The following is a 17,917-nucleotide window of genomic DNA, read 5'->3' as shown; positions in this document are numbered from 1 at the left end:
GTGGATCGTAAAAAAGATATGATTATTACCCGCGGTCTTAACGTTTATCCGCGCGAAATCGAAGAAATACTGTACCGGCATCCGGGTGTGCTGGAGGCGGCCGTCATCGGTGTTCCCGATGCGGTAAAAGGTGAAGTCGTTAAAGCTTTCATCGTGCCGAAAGAAGGAGAGACGCTAGACCGCCGAATGATTCTCGATTTTCTGAAACCGCATCTGGCCAATTACAAAATGCCGCGTTTCGTTGAAATTACAGACTCGCTTCCCAAAAATGCAACCGGCAAAGTCATGAAAAAAGCATTGCGAAATCTCCCGCACTAACCAAGTGCATGGATAACGAATAGCAATAAAATCACAACCGTCAGCACAGAAAATGGATTTTTTCCGGCAAGCGGAGAACCCGGATTATACAGGCTCATGCGCAGAAAGAAAAAAACGATAAACGCAAACAGCCAGACACCGCCCAGCAAATGGCGGTCCCACGGGGCCACGATCCTAAGCATCATTCCTCCGTGCAATGCGGCGACCGCAATCGCCATTTGGGAGAGAAACGAAAGGCTATGTGCACCGGCACGACCAAAACGGCGAAGCGCTGCGCGTCCTCCTCTTCCCAACATGAAAAACAAAAGATATGGAACGAGTGTAACGGCCAGCGCTATATAACCGATACCTTGCCCAACTTGATACCATATAGTATCTGCCTGTACCTCCCCGCCTGCGTTTTCCGCAGGCGATGTTTTTTTGGCGGAAGGGTTATCATAAGGAGTTGATACGGTTGTTTTTCCGGGCTTTGGCCCGGAAACCGCCGTTTCATTACTATTCGCATGTTCATCGCCCAAAGAGGTGGATGGAGGCGGGATGGAGGCGGCTTCCTCTCTCTTCTGCTTTTGTTCCGCCTCCGTTTCTTCGGCATTACCGCTATGCGCGGCATCCGCATTATCCGTTTCCGCGCCGGGCTCCATCGACTGATTCGCTTCGACTTTTACCGTATCTTGAGCGGCCTGGTCGTTATAATCCGGAACCGGATCCATTATTATCAGAAACAGTAAAATACTGAAAACTACAATTCCAATCAACAAAATGAACCAAATAATATTCCGGACCCACACCCTCTCTTCAGCTCCTTCAAACCGCTCGTACATTCATTAGTTATATATGGCATGCTTGACCCAAATATGCGCGATTACCGCGATGAATTGGTGATAAATTGTAACAATTTCACGTTACAAACATGGGGGATGCCATTATAATTAACGATGAAAAAAATAAAAAAGGGGGATTTTTACATTGTTTAAGAGGTTGATTTTTACTCTTTTTCTCCTTCTTTTATCCCTTTTCACCGCTGCATGTTCTTCGACGGACGCCAAACAGGAAACATTGCCGAACGGTGATATGCTGGAGACGACCGGCGGCATTCATGAAATCCCGCAGATGTTAACCAATACAGACGACGGAATTTTACATGTATACAAGCTTGCTTTCAAATACCAGGAGGTCATGAAACAAATTCCCGTCTATGACGGCAGTCAATATTCCAACCTTCTTCAGGAATTTCTGTATAAAATCAACCCGGACGGAAGCATTGTGTGGAACTCTCACGGCAGCATCAGCGGCAAAGCGGTAGCGGTTGCTACTGACGTCATTACGATGACTGAGGCCGGAAAGCCGGTGCCGGAAATCCAGCAAGCAATCAAGAAGAAGCATGGCGGAGAATATGGTGCCGATTCGCCCAGGCGGGACTACAAACCATAAGAAAAACTCGTGGGCGTTGCCGGTCTTTCCTATACTATAAAAAAGAAGCGCAGGAAGATAAAGTTACATTCCTGCGCTTTCTGCGTTTACTGTTTAAGTAATGATGTTCGTACCATGTCACTTACATGACTTTCGGTTGGGAAAAAGGAATCTTGTTAATCTTTTGTGCCAGTGCAAAGTCTTTGCCGGTTAATCCGTTCTTTTCTTGTGTTGTCAAGCGCAGCTTAACCTTGTTGTAGCGAATGTCGATCTCAGGATGATGATGCGCATCTTCGGCGAATTTACCGACTTGATTTACAAATTCCAGCGCTTCTCGGAAGTCGCCGAATGTTACCTTCCGCTGGATGGAAACACCGTCTTCCAGCGTCCATCCGGGAATCCTGGAAAGGTTCAACTCGATTTGCTCTTGCGACAACTTAGCCATTTTCATCATCCTTTCTTCCTCTTCCTATTTTTTACCCATTACCACTTTATGCAAAACCTAGGCGTTTTTTTCCCTAGGCAGGGAAACAATAAACAATGATCCTTCGCCCGGTACGCTCTGCACCCGGATGTTTCCGTTGTGGCTTTGCACCAGGCTTTTTGTAATAGCGAGGCCCAATCCGAAGCCTTCATATTTTTTGTTATAAGAGGAATCGGCCTGTTTGAAAGGCTGATAAATCTGCGCAATTTGTTCTTTGGAAATACCTATTCCATTGTCTTCTACTTCGATATAGCACCGGTCATTCTGTGCGTATGTACGAACAATGATACATCCTTCGGAAGGGGTATATTTAATTGCATTTTGCAGTATATTTACAATAATTTGTTTGATTTTTCCTCGGTCTGCCAGCAGCCAAAGGGGCATATCCCTATGGTTAATCTGAATAGTATGCTTCTTTTTCTCCGCGCTCGTCGCAAGCTCTTCAACAGTTTCATTCACCACTTCCTCTACCTTAAACCGCGATAGCTTCAGTTCAAGCCTGCCGGATTCAATACGCGAAAAATCGATTAAGTCATTAATCAAATTCAATAAATCTTCCGACTTGCGGTGAATGGTCTGCACAAACTTTACATTGGTCTTATTTTCTTCTCTGGCAAGACGCTCCTCCAATAGCTCGGAATAGCCCATGATCACGGTAAGAGGCGTACGCAGTTCATGGGATACATTGGCCAGAAATTCTGTTTTCATTCGATCCAGCTCCGCCAGCTTCCGGTTTGTATCTTCAAGCATTTTATTTTGCCTGGTCATCTTTCTAATAAACGACCAGAGAATACCGATAAGCGCCAGAATAATCAGCACGCTTACGATCAGCTCTCGGCCATAAGCTTTCTCCGGCACAGTAACAACCCTATAAATGAGCCAACCTACCAGAAATAAAACAAAACCCAGAAAGAACGGAACACAGCACTCCAGGGAATACTTACGCTTCACCTTTCATCCCTACTCTTCCGCACAGGGTGCGGAAATCGATGTCTCCCCACTCTGTTTGCCCTGCATAAGATACATGTCTATCTTCTCCAGAAAGCTTCGAATGCGTACCGGCTTTGTAATGTAGCCAATACAACCGGCCTCCAGCGCTGATTTAATATCGGACTTCATCGCCAAAGCAGACAATGCGACAATCGGAATAGAAGCTAGCTCAGGTATGGATTTAATCGTTCTAGTAACAGCCAGGCCGTCCATGCGCGGCATATGAATATCCATCAGAATTAAATCCGGATAAAACGTTTCCAGCATATTGAGTGCATCCATACCGCTCTCGGCCACGTACACTTCGTATTCCGGTTTCAATTGCAAAATTTCAATAAACAACTCACGGTTTGAAGGGTTGTCTTCCACAAGTAAAATACGATATCCCATCTTGCGTTCCCCTTTGTTTTTTCAATAACCTTATTATCGGATGCGCGAAAACACGGCGGACACATTCTGCGAAGAAGGCAAAATATAATCCGCCACTCTCATAACCTGACCACGTTCTACAAAACGCAGCGGATGCTCAATATAGGCAAAAATCTTTCTATGCGTATGTTCACGTATCCCTTCCAAAATCTCTACATAACCGGTATGAAATGATTGGGCCACAACTAGAATGTTATTGTCAGGATATTTTTCCATCATTTCGATAGCTTCTTGTTTTGATTCTATCATAAAAGCAAGGAAAGGTAGATCCTCTTTTTGAATTATTTTAGAAAAATCAGGAAAATGTTCAGAGAAATCCGCCGTATAAAAAATAAGAAGCGGTTGAACTTCGCCGGTAATGGCGTAAGTGCTGTGTGTGGATATTTTCTCCACCCACAGTGGAAGATGAAAAGAAAATACGCTTCCCCTGCCGAGTTCACTTTTCACTTCTATGTTCCCGCCATGCAGCTCAATCAACTGTTTCGATAACGCCAGTCCAAGCCCTGTTCCTTCATATTTGCGATCCAGGCTGCCGTCATTTTGGTAGAATTGTTCGAAAATCTTTTCCTGCTTTTCGGCTTCGATTCCGATTCCCTGATCTTCTACCCGGACGGTCACAGTATGACCGTCTTGTTTAAGAGTAACCCGCACTGTACTTTGTACAGTGCTAAATTTAATTGCGTTACCCAGTAAATTTAATAAAACTTGCCGGATTTTTGTTTTATCTGCTGTTACCTGCAGGACTGAGCACTCCGTTTCCAGCACAAGCGATATCCCGCGCTGCTCCGCTTTTGCCTGCAACATAACCAGCGTACTGCGAATGACTTGGACCATATCGAACCGGGTTACTTCCAGCTCGTATTTTCCCGCTTCAATCTTGCTTAAGTCAAGAATATCATTAATCATTGACAGCAGATGCTCCCCCGCTCTTACGATATTGTGCGTAAAGTTTTTCTGTGCAGGAGAAAGACGATTTTCCGGATCTTCATACAGCAATTCAGCAAAACCGATAATGCCTGTCAGCGGCGTACGGAGCTCATGTGACATATTGGCAAGAAATTCTGATTTTAACCGGGTAGCCTCCTTTGCACGCCGGGATTCCTCCTGCAGACGCACATTAGCCTGTCTCAGCTCTTCGACCAGGCCCGCAATGCTTAAACTCATCCGGTTGAACGCCTTGCTTAGCTCCCCCCATTCATCTTGGTTCGTCACCTCTACTTGAGTGGTGAAATCTCCCTGTGTCATCCGGCGGACACCATGAAGCAGTGATAAAATAGGGTTCGTAATGCTACGTGACATGTAGTAGGAGAACAACAGCGCAAGTAACAGCGTAACCCCGATTACGATGTATCCGACCCGTACAGAAGACCAGGCATTGTTGAGCATCTTCTGATTATCGCTACCGATTTCTTGAATCTTTCGCTGTGAAAGTATTTCTACTTCATTCATCAATCGAATAGCGAGCGGCTGCGCTTTTGAATTTAGCGTTTCAAGCGCATCCTTCGGATTATTGCGCTGATAGACGGGAATCACTTCATTCCGCAAAATAAGTTCCCAATCTTCACTGTGAATAATAAACCTCTCAATTCCCTCTTGTTCCTGCGGTAATGCGCTATCTCTTAAATTCTCCTCGATTTCCCGCACACGGGCGCTTGCCTCTTCAAACTTCTCCCGAAATTCTTCTCTGCCTGTCGTAATATACAGCATAACATAGTTGATTCGCTCCATAATCGTGCTTTTCACTTGCAGTTGCGTAGTCAGATTCGGTACCGATTGGTTGATGACTTTATCATTATCGTGTACTACACTCAGCAGTTGATTGTTCAAAACAAGCATACCGCCCCCGGCGAGCAGCACAACAGCCAGAAATACGCTGAAAAACTTGAATCGAATCGACAAGTTATTCCATCTTTGAAATGCATTCATTGTATTTACTCCACTTTTTACTGGCATCGTATAGACTGGGTATGTATCGGCAAAGAAAACGCACCCGTTTTATACTCTTCCAGCTTTTGTTTGACTTTTCCCTGAACGGCCGGGGGAACCATAGGGCCGAAGTGGGCCAAGTCCTGTCCCCCATCTTTAAAATCAAAAGTTAGGCACCCGGCGGGCAGCGTTCCCTCTTTATACTTGCGTGCAACCTTAAGGTAAACGTCCGCTACATTCTGGAGTATACTTGTCACCACTGTTTCTTTCGAGACAAACGATTGATCTGAAACATAACCGATTGCCAATCGCTTTGCATGATGCGCTTCCATAAGAACATCAATATTGAAACCGTCGCCCATCGGAACAAGAATATCAACGCCTTCATCTATCATCCTCTTGGCAATCTGCACGGCTTTGCGCCCGTCATTCCAACTGTTTACTTCCCGTACAATTACTTTATTTGCCCGATTTTGCTCTTTTGCTGCCTGGATAAACGGTTCGATTTCATACATGGAACTGTAAGCGGGAATTAAGCCGATTTTATGCGTTTTCGTCATCAAACCCGCCACAACTCCCGAGAAATAGCCCATTGATTCCGGCGTGAAATTAATGGCAGATACATTTGCTGCTGCCGCCCTTCCATTAAAGAAGACGAAGCGCGTATTCGGATAGGCGGGCGCAAGGTTATTGAAAACTGTTTCAAAACTGCGTCCGTTTCCGAATATCAACTGGTATCCCTGCTCTGCCAGCTTTTTTGTCTCGTCGGCCTGCTTTTTCTCCGTGTTTACATACTGCATGTAGAAAATTTGCGCATTCATTTTCCGTTCGATTTCTTTAAGGCCGACATATGCCTGGTTATCCCAGCCTTGATCATATATTTTTCCTTCTAGAAGCAGCGCCACTTTCAACGGAGCTTCAGGAGGCGTCACGTTTTTTGTTTCTTCAAACGAAGAGGATATTGAACAGCCAACCAGCAATAGCAACGCCAAAAGAAGAAGTAGTTTTCTCAGCATACGGCACATCCCTTTTTCTATGGCTATATTACCATTGTAAACATTTTACCTTACAGCGCTGAAGTGCAAAAATTGCAGAAAAAAATCCAGACCTGTACGTTTCTGGATTTTAAGGGTTGTAAATATTATATTGTTTAATTTTGTAGTACAGCGTGCGCAGTGAAATATCCAGTTTCTCGGCTGCCAGGCGGCGGTTGCCTTCCACTTCGTTCAGTACTTTTTCAATATGCTTGCGTTCCACTTCTTCAAGTGTCGGCAAATGCTCAGGAATGCTCGTGACGAAATCTATCGCGTTCTGAACCGTCTCCCTCAAATGCGGAAGTTTAAACGGTTTGCAAATATAATCAAGCGCTCCAAGCTTCATTGCCTGAACGGCGGTTTCAATCGTCGCGTAAGCAGTAACCATAATGACCTGACATTCTTCGTCTATTTTTTTCATTCTGCTCAACACTTCAATTCCACTCAACTCCGGCAATTGGATATCAAGCAGTACAAGCTCAGGATGATGCTGCTCGTACATACGCAATGCTTCCTTTCCCGAATGAGCAGTTATAATCTCCACCTGCTCTGATTGAATCGCCGTTGCCATCAGGAAACAAATATCTACATCATCATCAACAATCAATACGGTCGGCTTCCCTCTCATTTCTCACCCTCCTATCCGTTTTCTGTGAAGATCATGAAATAAAGAAGGAAGGAGAGAGGAAAAAAGATCCGAGGAAGAAAAAGGCCATCGCCTTTTTCCACATTGAAATCACCTCCTCGTTCTCTTCTCTCTTTTCCTTCGCACCACAAAAGTCAGCCGCCTTTCCCTTCATTTTTATGGCAGGACTTATGGCTAATCGGCCACGGTCATTCTCACCTTCGTTAAAATATCACGCGCGATATGGACGCCGCACGCTCCCGCTTGTGCCAATCCCCGAGTAATGCCTGCACCGTCGCCCCCGGCGTACAGCCCATGAATCTCCGTCTCGAAATTCTCGTTTAAATAGGGACGCGCGGAATAAAATTTTGCTTCTACCCCATAGAATAGCGTATGTTCACTGGCAATTCCAGGCGTTACGTGATCAAGCGCTTCCACCATCTCAATCAAACTCTTCATTGTATTATACGGGAGCACAAGACCTAAATCACCTGGTACCGCTTCTTTCAGCGTCGGTTCGATAAACCCTTCTTTCAGGCGTTTTTCCGTCGTTCTACGCCCCCGCTTAATGTCCCCGTAGCGCTGCACGATAACCGATCCGTTGGACAAATCGTTTGCATGGCGGCAGATTTCTTTAGCATATTCATTCGGCTTATCAAACGGCTCCGTAAATACATGGGATACAAGCAGAGCAAAATTCGTATTCGGAGATCCTAGCTTCTCATCTTTGTAAGCGTGTCCATTCGCAGCCATAACCCCGCTATGATTTTCTATCACTACGTGGCCGCTTGGATTTGAACAGAAGCTCCGGATAATTTGGTCGGTCGTCGATTTGTACAAAAATTTCCCTTCATACAAATGACGGTTAATCTCTTCCATCACTACATTTGTCGTCTCAACGCGCACGCCGATATCGACCTGATTGTTGAGCAGACGCAGCCCCTGACGCTTCAGGATATTACCAAACCATTCGGAACCGTCACGCCCTGGAACAATCACCACTTTATCAGCCATATATGTCTCGCCGGATTTACATTCTATACCTTTAATTTGAATACCGTCTTCCGTTTTTTCTGTAAGAATGTCGGATACTTCGGTTTTAAACTTCATCGTGATCTTTGTCTCTAATTCACGATAGATACTCTGAAGAATCTTAAGGTTTTGCTCCGTACCAAGATGACGTACATTTGCACGGAGCAGTTTAAGACCCACACCGGCCGCTTTGCGCTCAATTTCTCGTACTTCAGGCGTAGTCGGGTCAGTAATGCTCAGTGTCGCTCCGTGCTCAAGATTGATTTCATCCACATAGCGAATTAGCTCCAGCACCTGGGACGGAGGAAGATAATCAGTCATCCAACCGCCAAACTCTGTGGTAATATTGAACTTTCCGTCCGAGTAGGCACCCGCACCACCGAATCCGTTCGTAATAGAACAGGCCGGCAAACAGCCGCTAAACTCTTTTCGTCCGGCGGGAGGCGGGCATTTCTTTATTTTTTTCTCCAAAATCGGACAACGGCGCTTAAAAATATCATGTCCTTTATCTATTAACAAAACATCTAAGGCAGGATTTTTTCTGGTTAATTCATATGCCGTAAAAATACCAGCAGGTCCGGCACCTACGATTACTACATCATACCTCATCTGTTAAAAGCCCCCTTGAATGCAAAAGCTATTTCGGAAACCTTTCTGAATTATACCGCCTACCGTGGCAAAGAATCAACCAGAAAGCCGAATGTTTTCTTACCACTTATATATTTCGTTCGTCATTTTGTATATGAATATTCGGAAACTGCCGTTCCTGCGACGAATAAATCAATCCACCCGTCCATCAATTCATTTTCTGACATGAAAGATAATGACTGATTTGCTTCTCCATGCAGAATGAATGAATAGACGCGGGCAAATAATATACTGTAGAGACCGGAGGCGACAGCGTAGCTGTTTACATTTTGCCGGATTTGACCTGCAATCTTATAATACTCAAAGAAAGCCGTCAATTTCTCGATAATTTTTTCGGTAAACATTGCGACATATTTACGGCATTCTTCCATTTTCTCCGCTTCGCTGAGTAAAAGCTTAATCAATGGTAGCTCCTTTTTGAATGTGGAAATGAATGTACGAACGATGGCACGCAAATCACGTGCATAATCGTCAGTTATACCCTGTACAATATATTCACTGATTTCGGCCAGTAACGCATGACGTTGAAGCATCTCCGTAAACAGTTTTTCCTTACTTTCAAAATGGCGATATACAGTTAAATCGTTCACCCCGGCCAAACGGGCGATTTCACGAATAGTTGACGCTTGGAATCCTTTTTGTGAGAAGATTTCCACAGCTGAATGCAGGATTTTCTCTCTGGTTCTCTTTACTCGCGGGGAATATTTCTTTTCCATATATATTCTCCTTTTCTCTATATTCTTTCTCTATGTCAACTTCTAAAGAAGTAGGTAAAAAAACCTATGATACCAGTATCCACCATTTTTACCCATGAAACAAGCTACAATTTAAAAAAACAAACAGAAAAATGATAAAGAACACAAAAAAGCTTCAACCCTTATCGGATTGAAGCTATCCTTCATTGTTATACGTATATAGACAAATACAAAAATGGTCGGGAAGACAGGATTTGAACCTGCGACCTCCTCGTCCCGAACGAGGCGCTCTACCAAGCTGAGCCACTTCCCGACAAAGTATGTAGAAAAAATGGTAGCGGCGGAGGGGATCGAACCCCCGACCTCACGGGTATGAACCGTACGCTCTAGCCAGCTGAGCTACACCGCCTCAAAAACAAGATATAAGAAAATGAGGGAAGAAATATTCGAACAGAAAAAACGAACGTTTTTTCCCCTTTATTCTCTACCTTCCACCATTCTGCTCCCAATTTCTGGAATGCGGAGAAGGAGGGATTCGAACCCTCGCACGGTTTAACCCGTCTACTCCCTTAGCAGGGGAGCCCCTTACAGCCTCTTGGGTACTTCTCCTTAATATGGCGGACAGAGTGGGATTCGAACCCACGAGACGAGTTATCCCCGCCTACACGATTTCCAATCGTGCTCCTTCGACCAACTCGGACATCTGTCCTTATACATTAACAGCGACAAGAGTTATCTTATCATACTTTTTAAGTAAATGCAAGACATAAAAAACTCCTCCCCCATTGCTGAGAAAGGAGTTTTGCCGTACGTCTTATCCGCAATGCTTTTTGAATGCTTCCATCAAATCAGAGGCAATCACTTCAAGCGGGCGGTTTTCGATCTGATGACGCTCCATCATATACACCAGTTCTCCGTCTTTCAGCAATGCGAAGGACGGTGAGGACGGCGGATAGCCGGTGAAATACTCACGCGCTTTTGCCGTAGCTTCTTTGTCCTGACCGGCAAACACCGTATAAAGCTTATCCGGCTTTGCCTCGCTGTTCTGTACGGAATATACGGCAGCCGGGCGAGCGAGGCCGGCCGCACAGCCGCACACCGAATTAACCACCACAAATGCGGTGCCTTTCATATTCTCAAACTTTGTTTCCACATCGTCCGGAGTCAGCAGTTCTTCAAACCCTGCAGACGTAAGTTCCGTACGCATCGGTTGAATAACCGAACGCATATATTCATCATATGACATCATTGTAAATCCCTCCGTTACATTACTTGCTTTTTATTCATGCAAACATTAAAAACCGGATTTATTCCATTATAGCGATTTCTTATCTTAGAGGAAAGTTTTACAGAGTATTTCACAACAGAGCAAGTGATTTTACCTATTTCCAAAAAAATCATTCTTGTATAATTTTATAATAAAACAGTGAGGATTTTTGACAACCATAAGAATTTTTATTTTTACTGGAACTTTTTACGCATTACCGACGTTTTTATAGTAGAATATGCAATGCATACTACTTTATGTATGAAATAGAGAAAGAAGGGAATTATTTTGGAGAACGACCGGAGGAGAAGACAAAGAAACAGGATTTGGCTTGCGCTATTGCTATTGGGCGTGATTATTCAAGTGAATTTAATTTTTAGCGAAAGTCCACCTGCACAGTCTGCAACTGACCTCTTGAATTCCATTTCGGATAAAGAGACATCTGATACACCAGAAAAATCTAAGCCACCGCAGCAACCGAATTCGGCACAGAAACCTGACCCATCCGCACCAGCAAAGCCAGCAAAACCTTCAACCAATACAGCTTCGTCTCCTGATGTACCGGCAGTCGGCAAGATGATCGCCAAAATTCCCACGTCTAAACCGACCGTCTATTTAACATTTGATGACGGACCGGGAAAGTATACAAAGGATATTGTTGCGATTCTGGATGAGCATAATGTGAAAGGCGGGTTTTTCTGGATTGGCCAAAACGTAAAAACCGAGCGGGACAGCAAGCTTGCCAGACAAATGCTGGCAAACGGTCACATCATTGGTACACATACCATGTATCATGAGAAGCTCTGGAAAAAGCCGAAAGATGTACAGATACAGATAATTCGTACTTCCACAGAGTACATCTCCCAAAAAATCGGCGCCCCAATCTATTATTTCCGTCCACCTTACGGAGCAGTCGACCAGAATACGCTGCTCGCATCCAAAGAAACGAATCAGATTCTCGCATACTGGAATGTAGACAGCCTTGACTGGAAATATGGTGACAAACCGGATTTAATCATGAACAATATTGCCAGAGAAGTAAAGCCCGGCTCCATTATTTTAATGCATGAAAAAGAGCATACAGTGCAGTTGCTTCCGAAAATTATCAAGCTGCTTAAGGATAAAGGCTACGGGATCGCGCCCCTGCCTACACCGAAGCCGGCAAAAAAAGCGTAATCCCCATCTCTATACAAAAAACGAGGGAAGCCGGATAACATCCGGTGCCTCGTTTTTTAGTTTAGCACATCTCGTCGAATAAATACGACATAGGCTACAATAAGGGAAGCCACGCTCCATATACCAAGCACCGCCAATGAAAACGGCAGACTTAATCCGGGAATTGGCGGAAGCGTGCCCGCCAGGTAATCCGTTAGCTGCAGATTCACCATGAAAAAGTATTTGGCCGATTCCCATGCGGATGCCATATTCGTTAAGATTGTACCTGCGATTAATGCCGATACCATAATCCCCATGCCTGCAGCCGTGCTACGCACCAGTACGGAAACCATAAATGAAATAGAGGCCACAGCCAAACAGGCATACCAGGACAATCCATACTCCATAAGAATATACAACCATTGCGGCAGCACGTGTACACTCTCCGTATTTATCTCTTCTCCGGAAATCTGAAAACCGGTAAGCACCGGATAATTCCAACCCCTATAGCCGAACACCAGTCCGGAGATAAGGTATGCAATAATACCTGTTAGCGTGACAATCGTCGAAACAAATAAAATCAGGGCAATCAACTTGCTGGTTAGTACTTTCCAGCGTTTCACGGGCCTTGTTAACAATAGCTTAATCGTGCCTCCGGTATGTTCTCCGGAAACGATGTCCGATGCGATAATGACGATAAGCAGCGGAATGAATAGCGACACAGCGTTGTTCATGAAATCGCGGGTAAATGTGACTCCGTTGGGAGAAGTCGGATTAATATCATGGTCGAGATAGTATTGCTGCTGCTGAATACGAATTCGCATCCACTTTTTCCACTCTTCCGGAATACGGGTGCTGCTTAACCGGTTGGTCGTGTCATTGATACTCTGTCTTACCGCCACTTTCCAATCCGTTGTTCCCAACTGCTTCTGATTGCTAATCGTAGCCCGCAGCTGCGCATAGGTGAAAATGGGGACAAGTACAAGCAGAATCAATACAACTACCCATAGCCGTTTCTTCCGCAAAATCTTTATCGATTCATTCATAACCAGTCCGTACATGCTAGACATAACGCTCCCCCTCGGTCATATCCAGAAATAAATCCTCCAGACTTGGCTTCTTCCATTCGATTTCATATACTTGAATTCCGCCGCTAATTAGTCGGGCTGCCAGCTCAGGAACATGTTCCGCCGCGATTTCGGTTACAATTCCTCCATCCAGCGTTTCCTGTTCCGATAGGCGTACAAGCGGCGATGCCGCAAGGATAGACTTCGCCTTCGAACGCGGCTCTGCATACCAGATCATTTTGCGGAAATCCTGCGTTAGCAACTCGTCTACTTCTCCTACGCGAATGATTTCTCCCCTGTTAATAATAGCAACCCGGTCACACATTAACTGGATTTCACTAAGCAGGTGGCTGGAGATAAACACGCTTAATCCCTCGCCCGCCAATTGGCGAATGAAAGCTCGTAACTCTTTAATGCCCTGCGGATCAAGCCCGTTTGTCGGCTCGTCCAGGATAAGCAGTTTCGGATCTCCCAACAGCGCCTGAGCAATGCCAAGCCTCTGACGCATGCCCAGTGAATAATCTTTTACTCTGTCATGAATGCGCTTGCTTAAATCCACACGCTGCACTACTTCATCAATTTTCCCCCGGGTAACGCCAGGAATCATACGTGCAAACTGCTCAAGATTTTCCATCCCTGTCAAAAAGGAATACAATTCAGGGTTTTCCACAATCGATCCGACATGTGCAAGCGCTTTTGTGTATTCCTTCTGGATATCGAAACCGCATATCCGAATCCGTCCTGCGGTCGGCCGAATCAAGCCGACCATCATCCGAATGGTTGTCGTTTTTCCTGACCCGTTAGGTCCAAGAAAACCGAACACTTCTCCTTCCCGTACGGAAAATGAAATTCCTTTAATAATTTTCTTACCACGAATTTCTTTTTCCACCTGTTCAATTTCAAGCGTAATTGCTTGTGTCACCATATTCCCCCCTTAACGGACCACTTCGGCCATACGCTCTCCGATGCGTCGATATCCGGCCTGGTTCGGATGAAAATGGTCGCTGGATAGATATTTCACGCCGCCCGTCCGGAACAAGTCGTCAGTCGGAACGAAAATTGTATTGGGATACTGATAGAGGACAGCCGATGCTTCCCCGTTCCACAGCTGTACTATTTTATAACTCTCCCGTGCATTCGATAAATCGGCAAATGCGTTGTACAACCCCACGTACAGCACTTTAGCCTTCGGGTTCAGCGAGGTAATTATTTTTACAATTTGTCTGTACCGGTCCACGGCTCCCGGCAGTCGTTTTTGACTTTCCTCCGGCCTTACTTCTTCCGCTCCCGCATTGAATAAATCATTGCCTCCAATGGACAGCGTAATAATGTCCGCCTGGCGAATGGTCCGGCGAATATCCTCCTTCTTCTGCAGATCGCGCAGCAAATCGGCAGTTTTATATCCGTTTACTCCATGGTTCAATACGTATACTTCCTGTCCCGCGACTTGCGCAAGTCGTGCGCGCAAATGGCCGACATATCCAAGTCCGCTTCCATCCCCCGTACCTCTTGTCAGCGAATCTCCAAGCGCTACAATCTGAATTTTATTTTCTTTCGGGATCGAAGCCTCTTCTCCGGCACTTTTATCGGTTTTCCATCCGACCGCAGAAGGGAAAAGAATGTCTCTTACTCCCATATATAGCCCTATGGCAAGAACCAGCATTGAGACAAGAGAAAAGACCGCGAACAACCGCCAGCTTGTCCGTGATGACATGTTCGCTCCTCCTTATATTTCGTATGTATCATTATATACATAATTCACGGCAAACAAAAAAGCAAAATTCCCGCAATTCCCCAGCGATTCGTTTGATAATGGCACAAATAGTGTAAAGTAAAATTGAAAAAAGCGGAGGATGACCAACAATAAATGCGAAAAAGGAGCCAAAGGACTCCTTTCTCTACACTTTACTCCTTCATCAACCTGTCTACCCTCTCCATTACATCCGCCTTTAAGCGCTCCAGAAACTCTCTGCTTTCTTCCATCGTACTCGCTTTTACGCCGAAATAAAACTTGATTTTCGGCTCCGTACCGGAAGGACGAAGGCAAAACCACGCACCGTTTTCCAGCGTATACTTCAACACGTCGGAGGCCGGGAGCGTAAGCGTTTCGCGCCGGTTATCCTGTGTTACTATACGTATGCCCGCTTTGTAATCCTCAATAATCCGGATGTTTTGCCCTGCCATCTCGGCTGCCGGCTCGTCGCGGAACGATTGGAGAATGGCTTTCATTTTTTCCAGCCCTTCTTTTCCTTTGAGGGTTATGGAGAGCAAGTCTTCGAGATAATATCCATACGTCTCGAAGATCTCCAGCAATCCTTCATACATTGTCATACCACGCGATTTGTAGTAGGCGGCTACCTCGGCGGCAAGGAGGCAGACCTGCACCGCATCTTTATCACGAACAAAATCACCCGCCAGATAGCCATAGCTTTCCTCGTAGCCGAATACAAAAGTATGGCTTCCGGTTTCCTCGAACTCTCTAATCTTTTCACCGATAAACTTAAAGCCGGTCAACGTATCGATTGTCTCAAGGCCGTACGAATCTGCGATGGCGCGTCCGATTTCGGACGTTACAATCGTCTTCAATACCGCCCCGTTCTTTGGAAGAGTGCCCGCCTCCCGCTTTTGTTCCAGCAAATAATGCAGAAGAAGTGCGCCGGTCTGGTTGCCGGTAAGCACTACGTATTCTCCCTGAAGATTCTTTACCGCAATGCCAACACGGTCCGCATCCGGGTCCGTGCCAAGCAGCATATCGGCGCATGTCCGCTTACCGTATTCAATTGCCAGCTCAAATGCAGCATGCTCCTCCGGATTCGGCGAAACAACCGTAGAAAATTCGGAATCGGGCAATTCCTGCTCTTTGACGACCTCCACATTGGTGAATCCAAGTTCCGCAAGCCCGCGCCGCACTAACTTATTCGAGGTACCGTGCAGGGGGGTAAATACAATCCGAACTTCATCTCCCATCCGCCGTATCAACTCCGAATTTACACTGAGAGCGCAAATCTTCTGTATGTATGCGTCATCAATATCAGCACCAATGCTTACAAGGAGCCCGGCCTTGCGTGCCGCCTGCTCGTCCATTACTTCAATGACCAGCTCGTCACCCGCTTCGTTTACTTTTGAGATAACCGCGTCCGCGTCCGCCGGAGGTAGCTGACCGCCGTCCGGACCGTATACTTTGTATCCGTTATATTCAGGAGGATTATGACTTGCCGTAATGACAATCCCCGCATATGCACCCAGGTGGCGCACAGCAAACGACAGTACCGGCGTAGGACGGATATCGTCGAAGACATACGTTCGAATATTATGCCGTGCGAGTGTCAGTGCCGCTTCAAGCGCAAACTCCCGTGATTTGCGGCGCACATCATAGGCAATCGCTACACCGCGCCGCCTGGCCTCCTCTCCTTGTGCTTCAATATAGCGGGCGAGACCTTCTGACGCTTTGCGCACCGTATATATATTCATTCTGTTCGTTCCCGGCCCGATTTCGCCGCGTAACCCGCCGGTGCCAAACTCCAGATTTTTGTAAAAACAATCTTCCAGCGCTCTCTTGTTGTCCTTCATGGCCGCAAGCTCCTGTTTTAACTCTTGCGAAAGACCAGGATACTCCTGCCACCGCGCCGCTTTTTGTTCCCAGTTCATCCCTTCACTCTCCCCATTTTTCCACTATTATACTGCAATTGCTTTCCCGGTTACAAAACAAAGCCGCTCCGCGTCGGAACGGCTAATAAAAACATAAATTAAATAGAAAGGGTTTTGCTCAGTTCGTACATATCCAAATCAATGTCATGCTTGCTCCCAAATACGTCGGCGAAGTCCACCGCCGTAATCCTGTTTCGCTGAATACCTACCATCTTACCGCTCTGGCCATCACGCAGCAAGTCGACCGCTTTGGCCCCCAACCTGCTGCCCAACATCCGGTCGAACGCGGACGGAGAGCCGCCGCGCTGCACATGCCCAAGCACTGTTACCCTTGTATCCAATCCTGCTTCCTCTTTAATTTTCTGTGCAATTTCCGAAGCCGGACATACGCCTTCTGCCACAATGATAATGCTGTGTTTCTTGCCGCGTTTGTTTCCTTCTAGCAGGCGGCTGATTACATCCGTAATCTCAAAATCCACCTCGGGAAGTAAAATCGACTCCGCTCCGCCGCTTAAACCAGCCCATAGTGCAATATCACCGCAATGTCGGCCCATCACTTCAATGACAAAAATCCGTTCATGCGATGTGGCGGTATCCCGAATTTTATCAATCGCTTCAATAACCGTATTGACTGCCGTATCAAACCCGAGCGTCACCTCTGTGCCTGAAATATCGTTATCGATCGTACCCGGAATGCCGATCGTAGCAAACCCCTTGTCCGATAGTTTTTGTGCGCCGCGAAACGAACCATCGCCACCAATCACAACAAGGCCTTCAATTCCTCTCTCCCGCAGGTTATCGATCCCCTTCTGCTGGCCGGCCTCCGTTTTGAATTCTTCGCTGCGGCTGCTGTACAGGATGGTGCCGCCCCGCTGAATAATATCCCCTACACTTCCGGCATTCATTGGCTCGATCTGCCCCAGCATCAACCCTTCATAACCATGATAGACGCCATATACTTCCATACCGTGCGAAATGCCGCGACGAACGACAGCCCGCACGGCGGCATTCATCCCTGGAGCATCTCCTCCGCTTGTTAATACCGCAATCTTTTGCATGATCATCATCCTCTCTTTTTTCTGTGAAAATTGTGAGGAAAGAAGGAGAGAAAGAGGAAATGAGACCCGGGGAAGAAAAAGGCGTTCGCCTTTTTCCCCATTAAAATCCTCTCCTCGTTCTCTTCTCTCTT

Annotated in this window: 18 protein-coding genes and 4 tRNA genes; 3 read left to right on the top strand and 19 right to left on the bottom strand. The window is 46.1% G+C overall.

Annotated elements, in window-relative coordinates; translation table 11 throughout:
* The coding region (locus tag B2899_RS08855) for an AMP-binding enzyme (RefSeq protein WP_414631760.1) at positions 1-318 on the top strand (318 nt) is incomplete at its 5' end.
* Here B2899_RS08855 and B2899_RS08850 read toward each other — a convergent pair.
* Positions 315-1,106, bottom strand: coding sequence for a hypothetical protein (locus tag B2899_RS08850; RefSeq protein ID WP_286885157.1), 792 nt, complete (start codon positions 1,104-1,106; stop codon positions 315-317). The two genes, B2899_RS08855 and B2899_RS08850, sit on opposite strands and share 4 nt — an antisense overlap.
* 178 nt (positions 1,107-1,284) lie before the next feature.
* Between B2899_RS08850 and B2899_RS08845 the strand changes: the two genes are divergently transcribed.
* Positions 1,285-1,749, top strand: coding sequence for a PCYCGC motif-containing (lipo)protein (locus B2899_RS08845; protein WP_170230297.1), 465 nt, complete (start codon positions 1,285-1,287; stop codon positions 1,747-1,749).
* Positions 1,750-1,870: 121 nt separating this feature from the next.
* On the opposite strand, the gene B2899_RS08840 is transcribed toward B2899_RS08845, so the two are convergent.
* The 13 genes from B2899_RS08840 to B2899_RS08780 all read right to left on the bottom strand — a co-directional run bounded on the left by B2899_RS08840 (position 1,871) and on the right by B2899_RS08780 (position 10,840).
* Positions 1,871-2,173: a 4a-hydroxytetrahydrobiopterin dehydratase gene (locus tag B2899_RS08840; RefSeq protein ID WP_146810936.1), complete on the bottom strand. Its 303-nt coding sequence runs from the start codon at positions 2,171-2,173 to the stop codon at positions 1,871-1,873.
* Positions 2,174-2,230: 57 nt separating this feature from the next.
* The gene (locus tag B2899_RS08835) at positions 2,231-3,163 is read right to left on the bottom strand and encodes a sensor histidine kinase (RefSeq protein ID WP_146810935.1); all 933 of its coding nucleotides are present in this window, start codon (positions 3,161-3,163) and stop codon (positions 2,231-2,233) included.
* Between the two features lie 9 nt (positions 3,164-3,172).
* Positions 3,173-3,592, bottom strand: coding sequence for a response regulator (locus B2899_RS08830; protein WP_146810934.1), 420 nt, complete (start codon positions 3,590-3,592; stop codon positions 3,173-3,175).
* Positions 3,593-3,625: 33 nt separating this feature from the next.
* A complete protein-coding gene (locus tag B2899_RS08825; RefSeq protein ID WP_286885152.1) occupies positions 3,626-5,557 on the bottom strand; it encodes a sensor histidine kinase in 1,932 nt (643 codons plus the stop codon).
* Positions 5,558-5,574: 17 nt separating this feature from the next.
* Positions 5,575-6,573 carry a BMP family ABC transporter substrate-binding protein gene (locus tag B2899_RS08820; protein WP_170230295.1) on the bottom strand — a complete coding sequence of 333 codons (999 nt, stop codon included), beginning with the start codon at positions 6,571-6,573 and terminating at the stop codon, positions 5,575-5,577.
* A 109-nt stretch (positions 6,574-6,682) separates the two neighbouring features.
* A complete protein-coding gene (locus B2899_RS08815; protein WP_286885149.1) occupies positions 6,683-7,219 on the bottom strand; it encodes a response regulator in 537 nt (178 codons plus the stop codon).
* 192 nt (positions 7,220-7,411) lie between these two features.
* Positions 7,412-8,857 (bottom strand): NAD(P)/FAD-dependent oxidoreductase, encoded by a 1,446-nt coding sequence (locus tag B2899_RS08810; protein ID WP_146810930.1) that lies wholly within the window; start codon positions 8,855-8,857, stop codon positions 7,412-7,414.
* A 122-nt stretch (positions 8,858-8,979) separates the two neighbouring features.
* Positions 8,980-9,612, bottom strand: coding sequence for a TetR/AcrR family transcriptional regulator (locus B2899_RS08805; RefSeq protein ID WP_146810929.1), 633 nt, complete (start codon positions 9,610-9,612; stop codon positions 8,980-8,982).
* Between the two features lie 215 nt (positions 9,613-9,827).
* A tRNA-Pro gene (locus B2899_RS08800) sits at positions 9,828-9,904 on the bottom strand.
* Positions 9,905-9,923: 19 nt separating this feature from the next.
* Positions 9,924-10,000, bottom strand: a tRNA-Met gene (locus B2899_RS08795).
* 111 nt (positions 10,001-10,111) lie between these two features.
* A tRNA-Ser gene (locus B2899_RS08790) sits at positions 10,112-10,200 on the bottom strand.
* A gap of 6 nt (positions 10,201-10,206) precedes the next feature.
* Positions 10,207-10,300 (bottom strand) — tRNA-Ser (locus B2899_RS08785).
* A 105-nt stretch (positions 10,301-10,405) separates the two neighbouring features.
* Complete coding sequence (locus B2899_RS08780; protein ID WP_146810928.1) at positions 10,406-10,840, bottom strand: BrxA/BrxB family bacilliredoxin; 435 nt, start codon at positions 10,838-10,840, stop codon at positions 10,406-10,408.
* Positions 10,841-11,146: 306 nt separating this feature from the next.
* On the opposite strand from B2899_RS08780, the gene B2899_RS08775 reads away from it, so the two are divergent.
* Positions 11,147-12,034: a polysaccharide deacetylase family protein gene (locus B2899_RS08775; protein ID WP_286885145.1), complete on the top strand. Its 888-nt coding sequence runs from the start codon at positions 11,147-11,149 to the stop codon at positions 12,032-12,034.
* Between the two features lie 56 nt (positions 12,035-12,090).
* Here B2899_RS08775 and B2899_RS08770 read toward each other — a convergent pair whose 3' ends face one another.
* The 5 genes from B2899_RS08770 to pfkA all read right to left on the bottom strand — a co-directional run bounded on the left by B2899_RS08770 (position 12,091) and on the right by pfkA (position 17,786).
* Entirely contained in the window at positions 12,091-13,083 is a 993-nt protein-coding gene (locus B2899_RS08770; protein WP_286885142.1) for an ABC transporter permease, read from the bottom strand.
* A complete protein-coding gene (locus tag B2899_RS08765) occupies positions 13,076-14,002 on the bottom strand; it encodes an ABC transporter ATP-binding protein (RefSeq protein WP_174760615.1) in 927 nt (308 codons plus the stop codon). Before B2899_RS08765 ends, B2899_RS08770 begins: the two co-directional genes overlap by 8 nt.
* Before the next feature lie 12 nt (positions 14,003-14,014).
* Entirely contained in the window at positions 14,015-14,794 is a 780-nt protein-coding gene (locus B2899_RS08760; protein ID WP_286885140.1) for a GDSL-type esterase/lipase family protein, read from the bottom strand.
* Positions 14,795-14,985: 191 nt separating this feature from the next.
* The gene (locus B2899_RS08755) at positions 14,986-16,728 is read right to left on the bottom strand and encodes a phospho-sugar mutase (protein WP_146810923.1); all 1,743 of its coding nucleotides are present in this window, start codon (positions 16,726-16,728) and stop codon (positions 14,986-14,988) included.
* Positions 16,729-16,826: 98 nt separating this feature from the next.
* The gene (gene pfkA, locus B2899_RS08750; RefSeq protein WP_146810922.1) at positions 16,827-17,786 is read right to left on the bottom strand and encodes a 6-phosphofructokinase; all 960 of its coding nucleotides are present in this window, start codon (positions 17,784-17,786) and stop codon (positions 16,827-16,829) included.
* Positions 17,787-17,917: the final 131 nt, after the last annotated feature.

Source organism: Aneurinibacillus sp. UBA3580 (assembly GCF_002375825.1).
Lineage (GTDB): Bacteria > Bacillota > Bacilli > Aneurinibacillales > Aneurinibacillaceae > Aneurinibacillus > Aneurinibacillus danicus.
This window is presented reverse-complemented; position numbering and strand designations above follow the sequence as displayed.

What these genes read in the sequence shown, in the direction of transcription:
- B2899_RS08840 (WP_146810936.1), bottom strand. Translation starts at nt 2,173, where the DNA reads ATGGCTAAGTTGTCGCAAGAGCAAATCGAGTTGAACCTTTCCAGGATT.
- B2899_RS08830 (WP_146810934.1), bottom strand. Translation starts at nt 3,592, where the DNA reads ATGGGATATCGTATTTTACTTGTGGAAGACAACCCTTCAAACCGTGAG.
- B2899_RS08825 (WP_286885152.1), bottom strand. Translation starts at nt 5,557, where the DNA reads ATGAATGCATTTCAAAGATGGAATAACTTGTCGATTCGATTCAAGTTT.
- B2899_RS08820 (WP_170230295.1), bottom strand. Translation starts at nt 6,573, where the DNA reads ATGCTGAGAAAACTACTTCTTCTTTTGGCGTTGCTATTGCTGGTTGGC.
- B2899_RS08815 (WP_286885149.1), bottom strand. Translation starts at nt 7,219, where the DNA reads ATGAGAGGGAAGCCGACCGTATTGATTGTTGATGATGATGTAGATATT.
- B2899_RS08810 (WP_146810930.1), bottom strand. Translation starts at nt 8,857, where the DNA reads ATGAGGTATGATGTAGTAATCGTAGGTGCCGGACCTGCTGGTATTTTT.
- B2899_RS08805 (WP_146810929.1), bottom strand. Translation starts at nt 9,612, where the DNA reads ATGGAAAAGAAATATTCCCCGCGAGTAAAGAGAACCAGAGAGAAAATC.
- B2899_RS08780 (WP_146810928.1), bottom strand. Translation starts at nt 10,840, where the DNA reads ATGATGTCATATGATGAATATATGCGTTCGGTTATTCAACCGATGCGT.
- B2899_RS08770 (WP_286885142.1), bottom strand. Translation starts at nt 13,083, where the DNA reads ATGTCTAGCATGTACGGACTGGTTATGAATGAATCGATAAAGATTTTG.
- B2899_RS08760 (WP_286885140.1), bottom strand. Translation starts at nt 14,794, where the DNA reads ATGTCATCACGGACAAGCTGGCGGTTGTTCGCGGTCTTTTCTCTTGTC.
- B2899_RS08755 (WP_146810923.1), bottom strand. Translation starts at nt 16,728, where the DNA reads ATGAACTGGGAACAAAAAGCGGCGCGGTGGCAGGAGTATCCTGGTCTT.
- pfkA (WP_146810922.1), bottom strand. Translation starts at nt 17,786, where the DNA reads ATGCAAAAGATTGCGGTATTAACAAGCGGAGGAGATGCTCCAGGGATG.